Origin of the sequence: Paenisporosarcina sp. FSL H8-0542 (genome assembly GCF_038632915.1) — a bacterium.
Lineage (GTDB): Bacteria > Bacillota > Bacilli > Bacillales_A > Planococcaceae > Paenisporosarcina.
Genome location: NZ_CP152050.1, coordinates 545,001 through 564,144, shown reverse-complemented (window position 1 = coordinate 564,144; position 19,144 = coordinate 545,001). Strand labels below are relative to the sequence as shown.

Below are 19,144 nucleotides of genomic sequence, written 5' to 3'. Positions count from 1 at the left end.
CATGAAAAAAGAGGCCACCATTAAGTTAGAAAACTCGTGGAAGACCTCTAAATTTTTTTTAAAAAAGAACGTACTTTCGGTAACATATTACTGTTGATGACAGTATACTGTCATTAACAGTAATATTCGCTGGGAAAAATTTCACATTTATTTTAGGAGGTTATAATTTCATGAAACATACAGGGAGACATACAGGTGCATTTCTTTTGCTGTTTTTAACAGAGGGTGATAGCTATGGCGGGAGACTTCTGCAGAAATGTGAAGAAGAGCTTCCCCTCAATCCAATAGATAGTGCCATCTTATATCGCACATTAAAAACATTAGAGAAAGAAGGTGCTGTTGAGTCTTATTTGGACACATCTAATCAAGATAAGCCGATGAAAATGTACAAAATTACTACAGTTGGAAAAAGAAAATTAGAAGATTTTCAAATAGATATCGAAGAAAAAATTAAGAATTTATCATTTTTCTTAAATAAATACAAAAAATGGAGGGAGTCTAATCATGATTAATGGTGCTATCCTTTACGGTATAGCTATTATTCTTATCAGTATTTCTTTTATAAAAGATCGAAATAAAACAAAAGATGCTCTATTAAAGTCATGGAAAAGCTTTCGTAATATTATACCTGACATGTTATCAATTATGCTTTTTGTTGGCCTATCACTATCTATTTTAACTCCATCCTTAATTTCTTCAATCATTGGAGAAAAATCTGGATTGATAGGTATTATTTATTCGACATTACTCGGATCTATTGCACTAGTTCCTAGCTTTGTTGTATTTCCTCTTGGACATACGTTAGTCCAAAATGGTGCAGGACTCCCTCAAGTAGCTGTATTAATGTCTACATTAATGTCCGTAGGAATCACAACTTTACCTATGGAGCAAAAGATATTCGGACGTAGCTTTGCCTATTCTCGCAACGCATCTGCATTGTTAATGTCTCTAATATTTTCATATATTATTTGGCTGGTGATGGTATGAATATATTAAAAAGATATCGTTTCTTTTTGATTTTATTATTTGGGCTAATTATCCTTACTTTTATAAACCAATCCGTGGGATGGAATGCATTTCAATTAACAGGAAAAAGCATTTTAGATATGCTGATTCTACTCCCTCCTGTCTTAATATTCGTAGGCTTGCTTGACAAATGGGTGGAGAAAGAAACACTAATTAGATATATGGGAGAAAAATCCGGCATCTATGGCATTTTGTTCTCCCTATTATTAGGAGTAATTGCAGCTGGTCCCCTCTACGTAGCTTTTCCAATTGCGGCACTTTTATTAAAAAAAGGGGCAGGCATACGGTACATTGTATTTTTTTTAGGAGTTTGGACAACCGCAAAATTACCAGTTATTATATATGAATTTGCTTCATTTGGAGTTAAATTTACACTCATTCACATATGTTTTGGTTTATTATTTTTCTATTTAATGGGTATTATTTTCGAGAAATTTTATGACCATCGACAATTGTTAAAGTATGATATAACTAAAGAAGTTTAGATTTAGATCAATAAGTCTTTAATCCCTCAATTCCAGATTCTTTTGCTACACACAGGAGCCCCTTTAGTTCAATAAGTTCAACAAAAAATACGTTAATCCTTCTTTCTATAACCTTAACACCTAAACAAAAAACGCCAAAAACCCTTATATATCAAGGGTTTTTGGCATTATAGGAATGGTGGGTTATTTGCGTTAAAACGGTACATGCGGAGCATACCTGTAAATACTGAAAGCTAATGTCTTTTCTCAGACGTTAGCTTTTTTCTTTTTTCTTATTCAACTAAAGCATCCGTTAGTTGAACAAGACTTATTGAAGTGTTGACATATACAGAAGAATTAGGAGGAGACATCGTAATGAAAGTCATAAAGACAATTGTGTAATGTGCAACGGGAAAGTACGGGATATTATTTAGATTCGGAAGAAGGCGTTTGGTGTAAGAGTTGTGCTGAACAAGAATCGGATTATTGACATAAAATGCGAATAAGAAAGGGGGGGTTGAATTTGTTGAAATTCTTAGTTGTTTCGTTATTGATTGTTTCTTATATAGATACAATTCGGATTGCCAAACCTTCAAAAAACCAAGTTAAAGGGGTTCATCACGATGCTCTTTGGGCATCTATTCACACAATGGCGTATGGTTTGGCGGTAGCATTTATTTTATTTGACTTATAACAGTATTTAATTAGTTCGCAGTTCAACCATACTCCGCTTCTTCAACTAACCTTCCCCGTTAGTTCAATAAGAAAAATGCTTTACTTCTTCTTGAAGTAAAGCATCCGTTACATCCGTTAGTAAAAATACCTATAAGTGGTCAGTCTAAAATCTATTGTACACTTTAGTTCAAATTGAATAATTCCGAAATAATTTCAGCACTTCCTGGAGAAAACATAAATAATGAGAATGAAATAAATAATAGTCCTACAAATACCAAGCTAAATTTTTTATTCCCAAGTAGCCCCTTAACTACTAAAAATAATCCTACAAATAATATTAAGAAATACCAAAAGCCCATAATCTCCCCCCTCGTTTAACTTAATAAAATGACGTTACCGTTCACTATAAAGTTCATTCTTGCTTATTGAAGTAAACTGCCCCGTTAGTTGAATAAGTTCAACAAAAAAGCGTTAATCCTTCTTGGATCAACGCATCTCGTTAGTTGATTAAATTGTTTTCTAATCTTATTATCCTAGTGTGTCTATGTCACTTTTGTATTCTAAAATATCCCCAGGCTGACAGTCCAAAGCCTTACAAATAGCTTCTAAAGTTGATAATCGAATTGCTTTTGCCTTTCCATTTTTCAATATAGAAAGGTTAGCCATTGTGATTCCAACCCTCTCCGAAAGTTCTGTTACGCTCATTTTTCTTTTAGCCAACATCACATCAATATTGATTATAATCGCCATTTTACTCACCTCAGACCGTTAAATCATTTTCTGATTTTATATTTATGGCATTTATTAATATCTTTTGAAGAACAGCAGCAAAGACTGCAATCACAATTGAAGCAAAAATAATGACCATTCCGATTACTACGAGTCCAGGGGCATCGTCTGAATCTGCTACGAGAAATATGGCTGGCAATACTGCCACATATAAGATACTGATTGTGATTGCACAGTATTTTATATTCTTTAAAGCCTTTACAGATAATTCCGAGAAAGCTTCGTTCTTGTCAATATAGCTTAAAAGTCTTAAAGCCTGATACAGAGCGAAGAAAAACGGAATCGCCGTTGCATACATACAGATTAAAACAGGATATTGCAAATAAGCCAGCCCATTTTCGAATTCTGTGTAAAGGTCAGCGAACTCAGGCAACACAAATATACATAAAGCAAGAATCGGAATTCCCATAAGAAAAATAACTACCTTTAAAAAGAGTGTTTCTCGTTTCATATAAAGCACCTCTCCTATTTATCTTCAATTTGATTTTAACAGGATATTTATCGTTTCACAATAAATTATTATCCTTTCCAATTCTATTCTTGCTGTTATATAAATATTCCTTTAATTTCAGACAATGAAAAAGCATTCCCCTTTGAATGACATCAGTATTCGAGCTAAAGAAATAAAAAAGAGGCATCACATAAACTTGAACAATTTATGTGAAGCCTCTAATCATATATACTATGTTAGCAAAATTACATTACAATATCCGCTGCTCTTCTACCTAACTTAAGATGTCTAGTGGTGAATTGTTGAAACTGATCCTTTGTAGTCAATACTGTAAGAATAGAACTTAAGAACAGAGCAATATAGTTTACATACTTATCTATATTTAAGCCTAATATAAAAGTTACGCTTGTAGCTGTAATAACCATTTTTAACTTATGCCATAAAGCTTTCATCACTCAATATAAACATCTCGATTTAATTACTTAAGTATAAATTCAACCTTGAGGTATTAGATTCCTTTTAATAATGAGCTTAAAAAATACACCTCAACTAGTGTTAACGATGTTGCGCATAATGTTCCAACTGTAAACAAACAATCTCTTACATGCTAAAGAATTTTTTTATAACAGAAATAAATAAAATTAAAAAGTATTACTTATATTCGTTATTTTCTAAAATAATCACTTGATCCTTATTGTTTTGGGCTATTTGTTTTGTATTTTCTACCAGCCGAAAAATATTATCACAACATTGTTTTGCACCAATAACTAATAATGGCACACCAATAAAATCAATTTTTAATCCTCTAGAAAAAAAACCCCCAATCGACATCGCTAATGGTACAGTGGGTGATGTATTGGAGAAGATTATTTGTTCATGAAATTGATGTTTACTTTGAATCAATGAAATTAAATTTTTCATTGCTGGAACAACGAGTTTAGAAGATTTTCGACCTATTGTATACACTGAGTCTCCATTTTCATCTATCCCATGGAAAATGATGTTTCCAAAATCCTTTTTAGTTAACTTATTGAAATAGTTTACACTTAATATTTCTTCTTTTGTCAGTTCTCGTTCTGATTGGATAATTTCTTTTAAATGATATGCAGCTGCCAGAGCTGTAGTATGAGTTCCACCATAGTCATTTTATATATAAATCACAATATCATCCTTTGAATTGTTTTCTTAGATTATTATGGGCATTAAATCTAAATCTAAATCTAAACTCAATTCTATTGATTAACAATTAATAAATTTACATAAAAAGCAACGCTAGCTTATGCTGCGTTTAATATTCTGAGAGCGAAATAAAAGGAACGTCCGGGTAGAAGTTCCTTTTAATTTCTACACATAACTAAGGATAGAAAAAAAAGAGGCTTCTCAAAAGTTCAGTGAACTCATGAAAAGCCTCTCAAAATCAACTACAAATTAAAATCACGGCACCATTCCGGCACCAAAAACTTTCAAGTCTTAAAAGCATTGATATATCAACATTTTCGAGACTATATTACATCATGCCGCCCATTCCGCCCATGTCAGGCATACCGCCGCCTGCATTTTTGTCTGGGATTTCCGCTACTACAGCTTCAGTAGTTAGGAACATGGCTGCTACAGATGCTGCGTTTTGAAGTGCAGAACGAGTAACTTTAGTTGGATCCACGATACCCGCTTCCATCATGTTCACCCATTCGCCGTTTGCTGCGTTGAAACCAATACCGATTTCTTCACGTTTCAAACGATCCACAATGATTGAACCTTCAAGACCTGCGTTGTTTGCGATTTGACGAACTGGCTCTTCAAGAGCACGAAGAACAATTTTCACACCAGTTGCAACGTCACCTGTTGCATCTGAAGTTACTTCCACAACTTTGTTGTAGACGTTAACTAGTGCAGTACCACCACCAGAAACGATACCTTCTTCAACAGCCGCACGTGTAGAGTTCAGTGCATCTTCAATGCGAAGTTTACGCTCTTTTAGTTCTGTTTCAGTTGCTGCACCGACTTTAATCACGGCAACACCACCTGAAAGTTTTGCTAAACGTTCTTGTAATTTTTCTTTATCGAATTCAGAAGTAGTATCTTCTAATTGTGAACGGATTTGGCTTACGCGACCCGAAATTTTTTCTGGTTGGCCAGCACCTTCAACGATTGTTGTGTTTTCTTTCGTTACCACAACTTTCGCTGCGCGACCTAATTGAGTGATGTTAGCAGACTTCAAGTCTAAACCAAGTTCCTCAGTGATTACTTCGCCACCTGTAAGAACCGCGATGTCTTCCAACATAGCTTTACGACGGTCGCCGAATCCAGGTGCTTTTACAGCAACTGCATTGAATGTGCCACGTAATTTGTTCACTACTAATGTAGCTAAAGCTTCGCCTTCAACGTCTTCAGCAATCAAGATCAATGGTTTACCTTGTTGAACCACTTGTTCTAATACTGGAAGAATCTCTTGAATGCTTGTAATTTTTTTGTCAGTGATCAAGATATATGGATTTTCTAAAATAGCTTCCATTTTCTCTGAATCCGTAACCATGTATGGAGATGCGTAACCGCGATCAAACTGCATACCTTCCACTACATCAAGCTCTGTTGTGAATCCTTTAGATTCTTCAATTGTGATAACGCCATCGTTTCCAACGCGTTCCATTGCTTCCGCAATCAATTGACCAACTTCTTCGTCAGCAGCAGAAATAGATGCTACTTGAGCAATCGATTCTTTGCCTTCGATTTCTTTAGAGATTTCTTTTAACTCAGTAACTGCAGCAGCAACCGCTTTTTCGATACCTTTACGGATACCGACTGGGTTAGCGCCAGCTGTTACGTTTTTCAAGCCTTCGCGAATCATCGCTTGTGCAAGAACTGTTGCCGTAGTTGTACCGTCACCCGCGATTTCATTTGTTTTAGAAGCTACCTCAGCTACAAGCTTAGCGCCCATGTTTTCAAATGGATCTTCAAGTTCGATCTCTTTTGCAATCGTTACACCATCGTTAGTAATAAGTGGTGAACCGAATTTTTTCTCAAGAACGACGTTACGTCCTTTTGGTCCAAGCGTTACTTTTACAGCATCCGCCAATTTATCTACACCACGAAGCATCAAACTGCGTGCGTCTTCACTGAATTTAATTTCTTTTGCCATTTTGTAAACCCTCCTAAAATATGTTTAAGTATTAGCCTACAATTGCTAAAATATCATTTTCACGTAAAATCAAGAATTCATTACCTTCAAATTTCACTTCAGTACCTGCGTATTTAGAGAAGATGATTTTGTCGCCTTCTTTTACATCCAACTCAACACGTGTGCCGTTATCCAGTACACGACCAGTTCCTACAGCAACTACTTTGCCTTCCTGCGGCTTCTCTTTAGCAGAGTCTGGAAGTACGATACCGAATGCAGTTTTTTCCTCAGCTTCGATTAATTCGATTACAATACGATCGCCTAATGGTTTTAACAAGTGAAACAACCTCCTTGAATGGTAGTAATTATTTTATTAGCACTCTCTCTTCTTGAGTGCTAACACAATTCCTATCATAATGAATCACTCACATTTTTGCAAGTGGGAACATACAGATTTTTTGTATTCTTTGCGAGGACTCACGAAAAACAATACAATAGGAAGAGAACTTCTTTTGATGAAAGGAAACTATCTGTGAAAAATAACAAAACAGCGTTTTATCTCATATTGACTTACATCGTAATGCAACTGTCTGGCGCCTTATTTGCTCCCCTCATTTTCAGCTATTTGAAAGGTCAGGAAGGCATGGAAATCGAGCAAGCCAAGTTATTAGCAAGTGGCTGGTGGGTGTTCCTGAGCATGGCAGTGGCCACACTTATTGTTTTACTAATCATCCGTAAAGATGGTGCTTTTTTAAATCACTTAAAGGGTAAAAAGAGTTCTGTCCCCGCTTCGATTCTTTGGGGAATTGCCGGTTTCTTTATGGTTCTCTTCGGACAAGCCATTGCATCGCTTATTGAACAATCCTTTGGCATCGAGCAGGGATCCGAAAATACCGCTTCACTAATACAAATTGCCGAAGCAGTGCCAATGGCGATTTTTGCGATTGCCTTGTTTGCCCCTATTCTTGAAGAACTGATTTTCAGACGGGTCATTTTCGGTAACCTTGTCCAAAAAACAAATTTCTTCATTGCAGGTGCAGTGAGTGCCATCGTATTTGCGATTATCCATTTTGATTTCACACACCTTTTACTCTATGCCGTGTCAGGATTTATATTCGCATTTTTATACTATAAAACTAGACGAATTTTGACTTCGATCATCTCCCATATGCTGTTGAATGGGTTTGTTGTATTGATTCAATTAAATATGGAGAACATTGAACGCTATCAAAAGTATTTAGAATCACTATCCAATTCACAATAATAAAAGCACTAAAAGCAAAAAGCCTTCCACCATTATAGAGGTGGAAGGCTTTCATTTTGGCGTTTCGCTTCTTCGATTTTTTGAAGAGCTTCTGCCTTTATATATTTGCGATAGCCTATTTTGGCTATGACAATGCTGAATTCAAACAGCAAGATGAGCGGAAGTGTAACCAAAACGTGCGACATAATATCTGGTGGCGTTAAAATATCCGCAACCACCACAAGCACAAGGTAAATATACTTGCGATACTTGGTCAGCATCATCGGTGTCAAAATCCCTAATCGGGTCAGGAACAGCAAGATAACCGGCATTTGGAAAACAAAACCGAATGGAATGGTCAATTGAAACAGGAATTCGAAGTATTCATTGATCCCGATTGTCTGCACAATGTTCAGATCAGCTGATAAGTCAGCCATGAAATGGATGACAAATGGGAATACGACATAGTAGGAAAATGAAACCCCTGCTATAAATAACAAAAAGATAAACGGAATGTAGCTAAGAGTTGCCGTTCGCTCTTTTTGATAGAGTCCTGGAGAAATGAATGCCCAAATTTGATATAAAATGAGTGGGGATGTCATGACTATTGCCAAAACCATCATTACGGAAATTAATATTTTAAATGGATCCGTAATTTTAAATGCATTCAATGTTATGTTGCGTGCTTCTTCACTTACCTGCAAAAATTCTATCAGTGGGCCAGCCAGAAAATAGCTGATGATCACTGCTATAACAAAGAAAACGACGATTATCATCAGTCGTTTTCTTAATTCAATAATATGCTCAACTGTAGTCATGTCTCTTTCTTCCATCAGAAAAACACCCTAACGTACTTACTTATCTTCTTCTATCTTTTTCTTCTTTTTATGATCGTCATCTTCGTCGTCATCGACTAGACCTCTTGTTGCATTTTTGAATTCGCGAAGCGAACTGCCGAATGCTCGTCCCAGTTCAGGAAGCTTTTTCGGACCAAATACAAGTAAAGCCACTACCACAATCAATAAAATACTCAATGGACCTGTAGGCATGATAGGCACCTCCTCGTGTCTATATTTATTTTAACGCATTTTTGCTTAGTTTGCTAATTGCTTCTATGAATTATGTGTGAACGTTTCTTCATCCTGTTTAATGAAGTAAATCAGTGTTTGCAGCTCTACGGACAAATCAATTGTATGAACACGTATCGTATCAGGGACAGTCAGACGAATCGGTGTGAAGTTCAAAATCCCTTTTACGGATGTTTTCGTTAATCGGTCCGTTACTTCCTGCGCTGCTCGTGAAGGTACGGTTAAAATCACGAGTTCGATTCCGTATTCCTGTATTTTTTCTTCTAGCTTGCTAGGCTCGAAGATCGGGATGTCACTAAGCATCATCCCATCTTCCGTTGCACTTGTATCAAATGCCAATACGATTCGGGTGTTATGATTTTTATGGAAGTTGTATTTCAGAAATGCCGTCCCTAAACTACCTACACCTATTAATGCGACATTCGTTTCTTCATCCTGATCGAGTGTTTGACGGAAAAATGCCAACAGATTTGGCACATCATAGCCGTAGCCTTTTTTGCCTAACGCACCAAAATGTGAAAAGTCCCGGCGAATAGTTGCTGAATCTATTTTCATCGCTTCACTCAGTTCCTGTGAAGATACCCTTTTCTTCCCTGCGTTCGAGAAGTTTTGGATGAATCGGTAATAGAGAGGTAATCTTTTAGTTGTAGCTTGTGGAATTTTAAGCGGTTCTTGTTTCATGCCGTTCCTCCTGCATTCAAGCGAAATCGCTTTCATCTTACATGAGTAGATGAGAGAAGTAAAGTTCAGTCGTTGCATGAGTTCCTGGCATCCATTAAACTAAGTGAGAACTGAGGTGGAATTCATGATTGTCTTACAAGTGAATCAATTATATAAATCGTTTGTCGTCGATGAAATATTAAGCGGTGTCAAACTTGAAATCAACCATCGTGACCGTGTGGCTTTAGTCGGACGAAACGGTGCCGGAAAGTCGACACTCCTGAAAATTATTGCAGGTGAAATGTCGTATGACTCTGGAGAAATCATCATTCCTAAAGGCACAAAAGTCGGTTATATGGAACAGCATGCAGGCATTGACTCCGACTTATCTATTTGGGACGAAATGATGACCATTTTTGAGCATCACCGGGCTGCTGAAAGAGAATTGCGTTCCCTGGAACAGCAAATGGCGAATCCCGAAGTATATGAAAACGCTGAGTCTTATGCGCGTATCATGTCTGACTATGACAATAAACAAGTGGCATTCAAAGACTCCGGTGGCTATCAGTATGAAGCGGATACCCGCTCCGTCCTCCACGGAATGCAATTCTTCCCTGAAGAATACACAAAACCAATTCAATCGCTATCGGGTGGTCAAAAAACTCGACTGGCATTGGCTAAATTATTATTAACGAAGCCAGATTTACTGATTCTTGATGAGCCGACGAATCATCTGGACATCGATACGCTCAGCTGGCTGGAGCGTTATCTTCAAGGATATCCTGGTGCGATACTTATCGTTTCGCATGACCGTTACTTCCTTGATCAAGTCGTGAACTTTGTATATGAAGTTTCTCGTCACAAAGTGAAACGTTTTGTAGGTAATTATAGTGCTTACTTGGATGAAAAGGCCAAGACGTACGAACGTGATATGAAAACATTTGATAAGCAACAAGAGGAAAAAGCTAAACTTGAAGATTTTGTTCAACGTAACCTTGCACGGGCTTCCACGACTAAGATGGCACAGTCGCGTCGCAAAGTATTGGAGAAAACGGATTGGATGGATTCGCCGGACGGGGATGAAAAATCTGCGAATTTCGGATTTTCTATTGACCGTCAAAGTGGCAATGACGTCTTGAAAGTGCAGGATGTAACAGTCGGTTATTCTGGGAAACCTGTCTCTCAGGACGTCAATCTCCGTGTATTCCGTGAAGACCGCATCGCCCTGGTCGGACCGAACGGTGTCGGGAAATCCACTTTACTGAAAACGGTGGTTAAGGATATCCCACCGATAGTTGGATCCATACATTACGGGACCAATGTTCAATTCGGTTACTATGACCAGGAACAGGCAAAATTGACGGGAACTCGCTCCGTACTGAGAGAATTGTGGGACGAATGGCCATTAATGAATGAGAAAGATGTCCGGAATGTGTTAGGACGATTCCTGTTCAGTGGTGATGATGTGACTAAATCGATTTCTTCATTATCAGGCGGGGAAAAAGCGCGTGTTGCTTTGGCGAAACTGATGATGTTGAAAGCCAACACCTTGATTCTCGATGAGCCAACTAACCATTTGGATCTTGATAGCAAAGAAGTACTGGAGAATGCCTTAATCGACTATCCCGGTACGATCCTATTCGTATCACATGACCGCTACTTTATTAACCGGATTGCCACGAAAGTGATTGAGTTATCAAGTGATGGTGCCTTTGAATATTTAGGTGATTACGATTACTATGTCGAAAAGAAAAAAGAGTTAGAAGAAATTCGAGCTGAGCAAGCAGGTCCTAAAGCAATAGAAGCTGCAACGGCGAAGCAATCCACTTCTACCATCGATAAAGAGGCAAAGAAACGGGAACGACAAATCACAAGACGCTTGGAAGACCTTGAAACTCAATTACAAACAATTGAGGAACAAATTAATGCTGTGGAAGAAAAATTATGTGACCCAGCCATTTTCCAAGATCATACGCAATTAATGACCCTTCAAACAGAGCTGGATGCTTATAAAGAAGAACAAGAAACATTCATGACAGAATGGGTTGAATTAGAAGAAGAGTTAGAATCATATTAACTGTTACCGCAAGTCAAAACATGCGGTATTTTCTTACTATTAAAGACCCATATATATGGGTCAAGTACAAATTTCGACATTTTTCTTTCCACAAATTTATTCACATGCAAAAGGTTGATATATCAATCTATCAACAGACTTATGCACACTATCCACAGGGGAAAAAGTTTTTATACACATACTTCAATGTAAATCGTACCACTATATATTGAATTCCAGTCACTTATACACAAGTTGTCCACAAAATGTGCATAAGTACAGATGTTCTCTATTGACATCACAATTCATTTTTGCTAAAAAAGAATCGATTCTCTTTTATTAGAGAATCGATTCTTCTTAATTCCAGTCGAATAATGTCATACCTGGTCTGCCGTTCATTGCCAGTGTACTTGTAATCCCTTTTTCGAACATAACGGAGCCAGCAGCAGCAATCATTGCCGCATTATCGGTACATAAAAACAAAGGTGGAACTGTAAACGGAATTCCTTCTTTTGCAAAAGTGTCTTCCAGCGATTTTCGCAATCCTTTGTTCGCAGAAACTCCACCAGCTGCAATTACTTGCTTAACGTTAAATTGCTTGGCTGCACGCATTGTCTTCGCTGTGAGCACTTCAACCACACTGTTTTGGAAACCTGCAGCAACTGCTTGTGGTTTAATCTCTTCACCACGCTGTTCAGCATTGTGCATATAATTGATGACCGATGACTTCAAGCCGCTGAAGCTGAAATCATACGATCCTTCTTCCAACCAAATACGTGGAAATGCGATAGCTTCTTCGCTTTCATGCGCTAACCTGTCAATATGCGGACCACCTGGATAAGGAAGCTTCAACACTCTGGCTACTTTGTCATACGCTTCCCCTGCCGCGTCATCACGCGTTTCTCCAATCAGCTCAAACGAACCATGTTCTTTCATTAATACTATTTCCGTATGCCCGCCTGATACGACCAGGGCCAATAAAGGAAATTGCATAGGCTCCACTAACTGATTGGCATAAATATGCCCTGCTATATGATGAACCCCAACTAGAGGCAATTGATTTGCGAATGCGAATGCTTTTGCGGCATTGATACCGATTAGCAATGCACCGACAAGTCCTGGTCCTTCGGTAACAGCTACAGCATCCAAATCACTTGGCTGCATATTCGCTTGCTTCAAAGCTTCTTCAATCACGATTGTCACTTGCTCTACATGGTGTCGAGAAGCGATTTCTGGGACTACTCCCCCGAAGCGTTTATGGCTTTCGATTTGAGATGAAACGACGTTGGATACGATTTCTCTTCCATTACGCACAATTGATGCAGCCGTCTCATCACAGCTTGTTTCAATACCTAATATAATTTGATCTTTCGTCATTTGAATTCCACCCACATCACCAGTGCATCCTCATGGTTATCTGAATAATAACCTTTTCGGATTCCACCATTTTGAAAATCTAATTTACGGTACAGATTTTGAGCGATCGTATTACTAACACGTACTTCCAACGTCATCAGCACTACACCATGCTCTTTTGCCACTCGAATCGCTTCACGCATAAGTCCTTCCCCGATTCCTTGGCCTTTCACATGCTCGGTCACTGCGACGTTTGTGATATGGCTTTCGTCCATTACGAGCCACATCCCACAGAAACCTACAATTTGTTGATCTTCATCTTCAGCGATTAAATAATACGCATGCAAGTTTGTTGTCATCTCCTGAACGAACGCATCGCGTGTCCAGGGTTGACTGAAGGCTTCATGTTCAATTCTCAAGACCCCGTCAATATCGTCAAAGGTCATTTTTCTATAGCTGACTGATTCACTCATTCGTTTGACCAGCCTTTTGCTGTTCAGCACGCCAGTTTGTTTCAGCTTCTGTAATCCGCTTATAATCCGGTACGAAATGATGCGTTTCTTCTATTGAAGTCAATGGTTTCATCATTGCTTGCTCAATTACCACAGAACCTTTTGGCAAGTCCTGATGAAATGGTGCACGAATAGCACGTTCACCTAAAACTTGTTGAATGGCTTCCCAGTGAATCGCTACATCTTTCCCTACAAACAAAATATCTTCTTCTGTCGTCGCCAACTCTTCCAACACTGCTTCCAACGCATAATGACCATCTGGCAGAATAGATTCCAACTCATTCGTATAAATGGCTGAAAACACATTTTGTCTTCTGGCATCCATAATTGGACAAATGATCCCATTGAAAAGTGAACCGTTGCCAGCAAGCGTTTGAAGACTTGAAACCCCAACAACCGGAATTTTCAACGTCCAAGCCAATGTTTTTGCTATTGTGACCCCGATGCGAACTCCTGTGTAGGATCCTGGGCCTTCTGCTACGGCAATAGCATCCAGTTCATTCGGTTTAATATCCGCTTGTCTTAATGCTTCTTCTACAGCAGGCATAGCCCCTACAGAATGCGTTACTTTTATCGAGCTTGTCCATTCAACCAATAACTGATTGTCTTTGACTACCGCTATCGTCAATGGCACATTCGATGTATCAATCCCTAACCATATCATGCAAATAACTCCTTACATAATTGCTCATAGCGTTCACCTATAGGCGTAATTTCAAAACGTCGAGCAAATTCATCTTCGTAGAAAACTTCGATTTGCAAACGCTCTTTCGGCAAATCATATTCAATCAACTTTGCCCACTCAATCACCGTTACGGCATCTCCGTAAAACAGTTCATCCCAACCTAAGTCTTCTTCACTATCAGCTAGACGATAAACATCCAAATGATTGAAAGGCAAGCGGCCTTCATATTGCTTTAATATCGTAAAGGTTGGGCTGTTCACATTACGCTCTACGCCTAATCCTTTTGCGAAGCTCTTTGTAAAAGTCGTCTTGCCTGCGCCAAGATCGCCTTCTAGTGTAATCACATCTTGTGCTTGAACAAGAGACCCTAATCGTTGGCCAAATTGTTCCGTTTCTTCAAGGGATGTGACTCGTTTTATATAAGTCATATATTTAATACCTCACTGATGTTTTCTCTAGTGTACCGAATCCTCCGCAATACTTCACTTTATTTGAACAAGAGCAGCGTAAAGCGATGGGCTTTTTAATTATACAAAAAAATCCACATAGAAAGTTTCCTTTCTTTGCGGATTGTTAATTTAATATAAATGGCGGTCCCGACGGGAATCGAACCCGCGATCTCCTGCGTGACAGGCAGGCATGTTAACCGCTACACCACGGGACCACACAATATTTAACGACAAGATTTATTATACCAATGTATGAAAATATTACAATAGTTTTTCGAAAAAACTTTTAAAGTTTTTTTTCGTGCTTACTTATACGTGAGTTCGAAAGAATGAAAACGCAACAAAGAGCATGAAATCAGTAACAATTAGGAACAGGAGTACCAATTATATTCCAATTTTGTTATTCTATTGATAAGAGGAGAGGATATGAGTGAAGAAGATTTATATTTTACTATTTTCGTTTGTTCTGATATTAACAGGAAATGTTGGACAAGCGAATGCTGAAGGGTTTACGGATGTGAAACCTGGTGACCCATTTTTTGAAGAGATGATGTATTTATTTAATGAGGAAATCATCAGTGGTTATAAAGATGGCAATTTTGGACCTAAAGATACGGTTACACGTGCAGCAGCTGCCTTGATGATTGCTAGAGCATTGGATTTGGATACGACTCCACGTGATACTGATTTTCCAGATGTAACGAAAAAAAATGTTGCTTCAGGTGCAATTGATTCATCATTAAAACTTAATATTATTAAAGGATATACGGATGGGAAATTTCATCCGGACGAACCTGTAACACGAGGTCAAATGGCTATTTTTATTGCTAGAGCTTTTAAATTGACTGAAGAAGAAGCGATTTCATTCTCTGATGTGCCAATCGATAAATCTTCTTATTCATCAGTCCGCAAGATTTATTCTTTCGGTGTCACAAAAGGATACTCTAATGGAAAATTTCTTCCTGATAGCTCAATTATAAGAAGTGAATTTTCCGGATTGCTTGCACGTGCTTTGAGCGATAGGTTCAGACTATCTATCAATACTTGCGGGTATGAACCAAAGAGCAAAAAACAGGACAGACAGACAGTTAACTGTTTATTGACGCGAGAAGCGCTCAAAGCAGGTATTCCACCGGAAATTGTTAAGTCAGTAGCTACAAAAGAAAGTGGACAATGGAAACAATTCGATTCGAATGGTAATCCAATCATTACTGCTGATGGCGGGATTGGGTTGATGCAAATCACTACAACCGCTGGATACGATGTAGATCTATTAAAATCTGATCTTGCTTATAACATATTTGCTGGAGTAGATATGTTGAATAAGAATTTCAAAAATACAAACTTGCCGTCAATTGGTGATATGAAGCGAGAAGAATTGCAAAACTGGTACTTTGCAGTAATGGCGTACAATGGGATTAAACCTAAAAACAGCCCACTCTACCAAGATAGCGGTCTAACAAACACTACAGCTTATCAAGAAGGTGTTTACCGTTTATTGAGTGAAGCTTATGATTTATCCAATATCAATCTTGTTCCCATGAACATGACATCACTTGATTTCCAATACGATAAAAATTCAACAGCGAATATCGTATTCAAAAAAATGCATTATGAGGTTTCTGTAGCTGACAAAACTTTATCAAAAGAAATGTTTGAAGCTGGAGATACTGTGCGGTACATTAATGATGGCCGACTACGTCCATCTCCTGGAACTTCCTCTAGAGAAATAACGAAAATCACGTCTAAAGACAAAATCACCATCCTTGGAGGTCTTGTTTATGACGAAAATAAGGATTCGACCAATACTTTTGCTTGGTATCCAGTCAAAGTCGAGCAAAATGGCAAGACTTACTATGGCTATATTGCATCAAAATACATTAAATAATTATTTGCCTTGCTGATGATCAATCTGCAAGGCTTTTTTGTAATATTCATTTTCCTCTCCTGAGAGAAAAAAGACGTCATCGTGAACGAAATGATAGATTGACAATCTCATAAGAAGAGTTATGTTGGTCTTTGATACAAGTTTTTATTCTTGAAAGTTGCTTTCCTATATTTATCGCTTAGATAACGGTACTAATCGCTCATATGAACCGCTTTATCGCTCAAAGCCGTCTCACTCGCAAGTTTACTTGCTGAACCCATCGACGTCTTTTTATCGACTTGCTCTAAAGAATCCCTCTCCAACAGAAAAGAGCCATGCAACGTCAGTGGAATGGCTCCCATTTAGGGGTTAGGGTTAGGGTCATGGCTGGCCATAAAACTCTTAATGGTCTTGTTTTCGCTGCGCTCCTGTTCAAACATTAAAAAAGATCACAAAAAAACCGATACCTTGGAAGGTACCGGTTTCTTATTTTGCCTAGCGACGTCCTACTCTCACAGGGGGAAACCCCCAACTACCATCGGCGCTAAAGAGCTTAACTTCCGTGTTCGGTATGGGAACGGGTGTGACCTCTTTGCCATTATCACTAGACTATTTGAGTGTTTGTTCACTCAAAACTGGATAAACGGGTCATTGAAAACCATTCAAATTCATTTTGGTTAAGTCCTCGATCGATTAGTATTCGTCAGCTGCACACGTCACCGCGCTTCCACCTCGAACCTATCTACCTCATCGTCTTTGAGGGATCTTACTTACTTGCGTAATGGGAAATCTCATCTTGAGGGGGGCTTCATGCTTAGATGCTTTCAGCACTTATCCCGGCCACACATAGCTACCCAGCGATGCTCTTGGCAGAACAACTGGTACACCAGCGGTGTGTCCATCCCGGTCCTCTCGTACTAAGGACAGCTCCTCTCAAATTTCCTACGCCCACGACGGATAGGGACCGAACTGTCTCACGACGTTCTGAACCCAGCTCGCGTACCGCTTTAATGGGCGAACAGCCCAACCCTTGGGACCGACTACAGCCCCAGGATGCGATGAGCCGACATCGAGGTGCCAAACCTCCCCGTCGATGTGGACTCTTGGGGGAGATAAGCCTGTTATCCCCGGGGTAGCTTTTATCCGTTGAGCGATGGCCCTTCCATGCGGAACCACCGGATCACTAAGCCCGTCTTTCGACCCTGCTCGACTTGTAGGTCTCGCAGTCAAGCTCCCTTCTGCCTTTACACTCTACGAATGATTTCCAACCATTCTGAGGGAACCTTTGGGCGCCTCCGTTACACTTTAGGAGGCGACCGCCCCAGTCAAACTGCCCGCCTGACACTGTCTCCTGCCCCGCTAAGGGGCAAGGGTTAGAAGTTCAATACAACCAGGGTAGTATCCCACCGACGCCTCCTCCGAAGCTGGCGCTCCGGAATCTCAGGCTCCTACCTATCCTGTACAAGTTGTACCAAAATTCAATATCAGGCTACAGTAAAGCTCCACGGGGTCTTTCCGTCCTGTCGCGGGTAACCTGCATCTTCACAGGTACTATAATTTCACCGAGTCTCTCGTTGAGACAGTGCCCAGATCGTTACGCCTTTCGTGCGGGTCGGAACTTACCCGACAAGGAATTTCGCTACCTTAGGACCGTTATAGTTACGGCCGCCGTTTACTGGGGCTTCAATTCGCACCTTCGCTTGCGCTAAGCACTCCTCTTAACCTTCCAGCACCGGGCAGGCGTCAGCCCCTATACGTCACCTTACGGTTTTGCAGAGACCTGTGTTTTTGCTAAACAGTCGCCTGGGCCTATTCACTGCGGCTCTCTCGGGCTTTAACACCCTAATAGAGCACCCCTTCTCCCGAAGTTACGGGGTCATTTTGCCGAGTTCCTTAACGAGAGTTCTCTCGCTCACCTTAGGATTCTCTCCTCGACTACCTGTGTCGGTTTGCGGTACGGGCACCTTCCACCTCGTTAGAGGCTTTTCTTGGCAGTGTGAAATCAGGAACTCAGACCTAATGGTCCTTGTCATCACAGCTCAACGTTATAGGAACGGGATTTGCCTCATTCCACGCCTTACTGCTTGAACGTACATAACCAACAGTACGCTTACCCTATCCTTCTGCGTCCCCCCATTACTCAAACGGTGGAGTGGTGGTACAGGAATATCAACCTGTTGTCCATCGCCTACGCCTATCGGCCTCGGCTTAGGTCCCGACTAACCCTGAGCGGACGAGCCTTCCTCAGGAAACCTTAGTCATTCGGTGGACGGGATTCTCACCCGTCTTTCGCTACTCATACCGGCATTCTCACTTCTAAGCGCTCCACCAGTCCTTCCGGTCTAGCTTCAACGCCCTTAGAACGCTCTCCTACCACGGATTCCATACGGAATCCATCCACAGCTTCGGTGAATTGTTTAGCCCCGATACATTTTCGGCGCAGCGTCACTCGACCAGTGAGCTATTACGCACTCTTTAAATGATGGCTGCTTCTAAGCCAACATCCTGGTTGTCTAAGCAACGCCACATCCTTTTCCACTTAACAATTACTTGGGGACCTTAGCTGGTGGTCTGGGCTGTTTCCCTCTTGACTACGGATCTTATCACTCGCAGTCTGACTCCCAATTATAAATCTCTGGCATTCGGAGTTTGTCTGAATTCGGTAACCCGGGATGGGCCCCTAGTCCAAACAGTGCTCTACCTCCAGG

At 39.8% G+C, this 19,144-nt stretch carries 19 protein-coding genes, 1 tRNA gene, 2 rRNA genes and 1 pseudogene (1 of these 23 running past the window's edge); 7 read left to right on the top strand and 16 right to left on the bottom strand.

The annotated features are described in order from the left end of the window. Nucleotides 1–170: 170 nt before the first annotated feature. The 4 genes from MHH33_RS03060 to MHH33_RS03045 all read left to right on the top strand — a co-directional run bounded on the left by MHH33_RS03060 (nt 171) and on the right by MHH33_RS03045 (nt 2,184). Nucleotides 171–512, top strand: coding sequence for a helix-turn-helix transcriptional regulator (locus tag MHH33_RS03060; protein WP_016429466.1), 342 nt, complete (start codon nt 171–173; stop codon nt 510–512). Then, the gene (locus tag MHH33_RS03055) at nt 505–987 is read left to right on the top strand and encodes a hypothetical protein (protein WP_016429467.1); all 483 of its coding nucleotides are present in this window, start codon (nt 505–507) and stop codon (nt 985–987) included. Before MHH33_RS03060 ends, MHH33_RS03055 begins: the two co-directional genes overlap by 8 nt. Then, nucleotides 984–1,511 carry a permease gene (locus MHH33_RS03050; protein ID WP_016429468.1) on the top strand — a complete coding sequence of 176 codons (528 nt, stop codon included), beginning with the start codon at nt 984–986 and terminating at the stop codon, nt 1,509–1,511. The genes MHH33_RS03055 and MHH33_RS03050 overlap by 4 nt, the downstream gene beginning before the upstream one ends. Nucleotides 1,512–2,013: 502 nt before the next feature. Then, nucleotides 2,014–2,184 carry a hypothetical protein gene (locus tag MHH33_RS03045; protein ID WP_016429469.1) on the top strand — a complete coding sequence of 57 codons (171 nt, stop codon included), beginning with the start codon at nt 2,014–2,016 and terminating at the stop codon, nt 2,182–2,184. A gap of 163 nt (nt 2,185–2,347) precedes the next feature. Here the strand turns inward: MHH33_RS03045 and MHH33_RS03040 are convergent, their stop codons facing one another. The 6 genes and pseudogenes from MHH33_RS03040 to groES form a co-directional block, all read right to left on the bottom strand. Further along, nucleotides 2,348–2,524 (bottom strand): hypothetical protein, encoded by a 177-nt coding sequence (locus MHH33_RS03040; protein ID WP_016429470.1) that lies wholly within the window; start codon nt 2,522–2,524, stop codon nt 2,348–2,350. Between the two features lie 169 nt (nt 2,525–2,693). Further along, on the bottom strand, nt 2,694–2,915 hold the full coding sequence (locus tag MHH33_RS03035; RefSeq protein WP_016429471.1) for a helix-turn-helix transcriptional regulator: 222 nt from the start codon (nt 2,913–2,915) through the stop codon (nt 2,694–2,696). A 10-nt stretch (nt 2,916–2,925) separates the two neighbouring features. Then, nucleotides 2,926–3,405, bottom strand: coding sequence for a DUF2975 domain-containing protein (locus MHH33_RS03030; protein ID WP_342542902.1), 480 nt, complete (start codon nt 3,403–3,405; stop codon nt 2,926–2,928). Between the two features lie 651 nt (nt 3,406–4,056). Continuing rightward, nucleotides 4,057–4,566, bottom strand: a pseudogene (locus MHH33_RS03025) (DUF3189 family protein). Between the two features lie 346 nt (nt 4,567–4,912). After that, on the bottom strand, nt 4,913–6,541 hold the full coding sequence (groL, locus tag MHH33_RS03020) for a chaperonin GroEL (RefSeq protein ID WP_016429474.1): 1,629 nt from the start codon (nt 6,539–6,541) through the stop codon (nt 4,913–4,915). Between the two features lie 31 nt (nt 6,542–6,572). After that, nucleotides 6,573–6,857 (bottom strand): co-chaperone GroES, encoded by a 285-nt coding sequence (gene groES / locus MHH33_RS03015; protein ID WP_016429475.1) that lies wholly within the window; start codon nt 6,855–6,857, stop codon nt 6,573–6,575. A gap of 195 nt (nt 6,858–7,052) precedes the next feature. Here groES and MHH33_RS03010 point away from each other — a divergent pair, with 195 nt between their 5' ends. Further along, nucleotides 7,053–7,784 (top strand): type II CAAX endopeptidase family protein, encoded by a 732-nt coding sequence (locus MHH33_RS03010; RefSeq protein WP_016429476.1) that lies wholly within the window; start codon nt 7,053–7,055, stop codon nt 7,782–7,784. A 32-nt stretch (nt 7,785–7,816) separates the two neighbouring features. Here the strand turns inward: MHH33_RS03010 and tatC are convergent, their stop codons facing one another. The 3 genes from tatC to MHH33_RS02995 all read right to left on the bottom strand — a co-directional run bounded on the left by tatC (nt 7,817) and on the right by MHH33_RS02995 (nt 9,532). Beyond that, entirely contained in the window at nt 7,817–8,596 is a 780-nt protein-coding gene (gene tatC / locus MHH33_RS03005) for a twin-arginine translocase subunit TatC (RefSeq protein ID WP_036660160.1), read from the bottom strand. Nucleotides 8,597–8,617: 21 nt separating this feature from the next. Continuing rightward, nucleotides 8,618–8,812, bottom strand: coding sequence for a twin-arginine translocase TatA/TatE family subunit (gene tatA / locus MHH33_RS03000; protein ID WP_016429478.1), 195 nt, complete (start codon nt 8,810–8,812; stop codon nt 8,618–8,620). Between the two features lie 63 nt (nt 8,813–8,875). Continuing rightward, nucleotides 8,876–9,532 (bottom strand): redox-sensing transcriptional repressor Rex, encoded by a 657-nt coding sequence (locus MHH33_RS02995; RefSeq protein WP_342542901.1) that lies wholly within the window; start codon nt 9,530–9,532, stop codon nt 8,876–8,878. 124 nt (nt 9,533–9,656) lie between these two features. Here MHH33_RS02995 and MHH33_RS02990 point away from each other — a divergent pair, with 124 nt between their 5' ends. Next, the gene (locus MHH33_RS02990) at nt 9,657–11,588 is read left to right on the top strand and encodes an ABC-F family ATP-binding cassette domain-containing protein (RefSeq protein ID WP_342542900.1); all 1,932 of its coding nucleotides are present in this window, start codon (nt 9,657–9,659) and stop codon (nt 11,586–11,588) included. Nucleotides 11,589–11,924: 336 nt separating this feature from the next. Here MHH33_RS02990 and tsaD read toward each other — a convergent pair whose 3' ends face one another. The 5 genes from tsaD to MHH33_RS02965 all read right to left on the bottom strand — a co-directional run bounded on the left by tsaD (nt 11,925) and on the right by MHH33_RS02965 (nt 14,784). Beyond that, nucleotides 11,925–12,944 (bottom strand): tRNA (adenosine(37)-N6)-threonylcarbamoyltransferase complex transferase subunit TsaD, encoded by a 1,020-nt coding sequence (gene tsaD / locus MHH33_RS02985; protein ID WP_016429481.1) that lies wholly within the window; start codon nt 12,942–12,944, stop codon nt 11,925–11,927. Next, on the bottom strand, nt 12,941–13,396 hold the full coding sequence (gene rimI, locus MHH33_RS02980; protein ID WP_016429482.1) for a ribosomal protein S18-alanine N-acetyltransferase: 456 nt from the start codon (nt 13,394–13,396) through the stop codon (nt 12,941–12,943). The genes tsaD and rimI overlap by 4 nt, the downstream gene beginning before the upstream one ends. Further along, a complete protein-coding gene (gene tsaB / locus MHH33_RS02975; RefSeq protein WP_016429483.1) occupies nt 13,389–14,099 on the bottom strand; it encodes a tRNA (adenosine(37)-N6)-threonylcarbamoyltransferase complex dimerization subunit type 1 TsaB in 711 nt (236 codons plus the stop codon). The genes rimI and tsaB overlap by 8 nt, the downstream gene beginning before the upstream one ends. Continuing rightward, a complete protein-coding gene (gene tsaE / locus MHH33_RS02970; protein ID WP_016429484.1) occupies nt 14,096–14,548 on the bottom strand; it encodes a tRNA (adenosine(37)-N6)-threonylcarbamoyltransferase complex ATPase subunit type 1 TsaE in 453 nt (150 codons plus the stop codon). Before tsaE ends, tsaB begins: the two co-directional genes overlap by 4 nt. Nucleotides 14,549–14,708: 160 nt before the next feature. Continuing rightward, nucleotides 14,709–14,784: transfer RNA gene (locus MHH33_RS02965), tRNA-Asp, on the bottom strand. A gap of 215 nt (nt 14,785–14,999) precedes the next feature. Here MHH33_RS02965 and MHH33_RS02960 point away from each other — a divergent pair. Next, nucleotides 15,000–16,457, top strand: a complete 1,458-nt coding sequence (locus MHH33_RS02960) for an S-layer homology domain-containing protein (protein WP_342542899.1) — start codon at nt 15,000–15,002, stop codon at nt 16,455–16,457. A gap of 472 nt (nt 16,458–16,929) precedes the next feature. On the opposite strand, the gene rrf is transcribed toward MHH33_RS02960, so the two are convergent. Further along, nucleotides 16,930–17,045: ribosomal RNA gene (gene rrf / locus MHH33_RS02955) — 5S ribosomal RNA — on the bottom strand. Between the two features lie 64 nt (nt 17,046–17,109). After that, nucleotides 17,110–19,144 (bottom strand): 23S ribosomal RNA (locus MHH33_RS02950) (it continues 897 nt past the right edge of the window).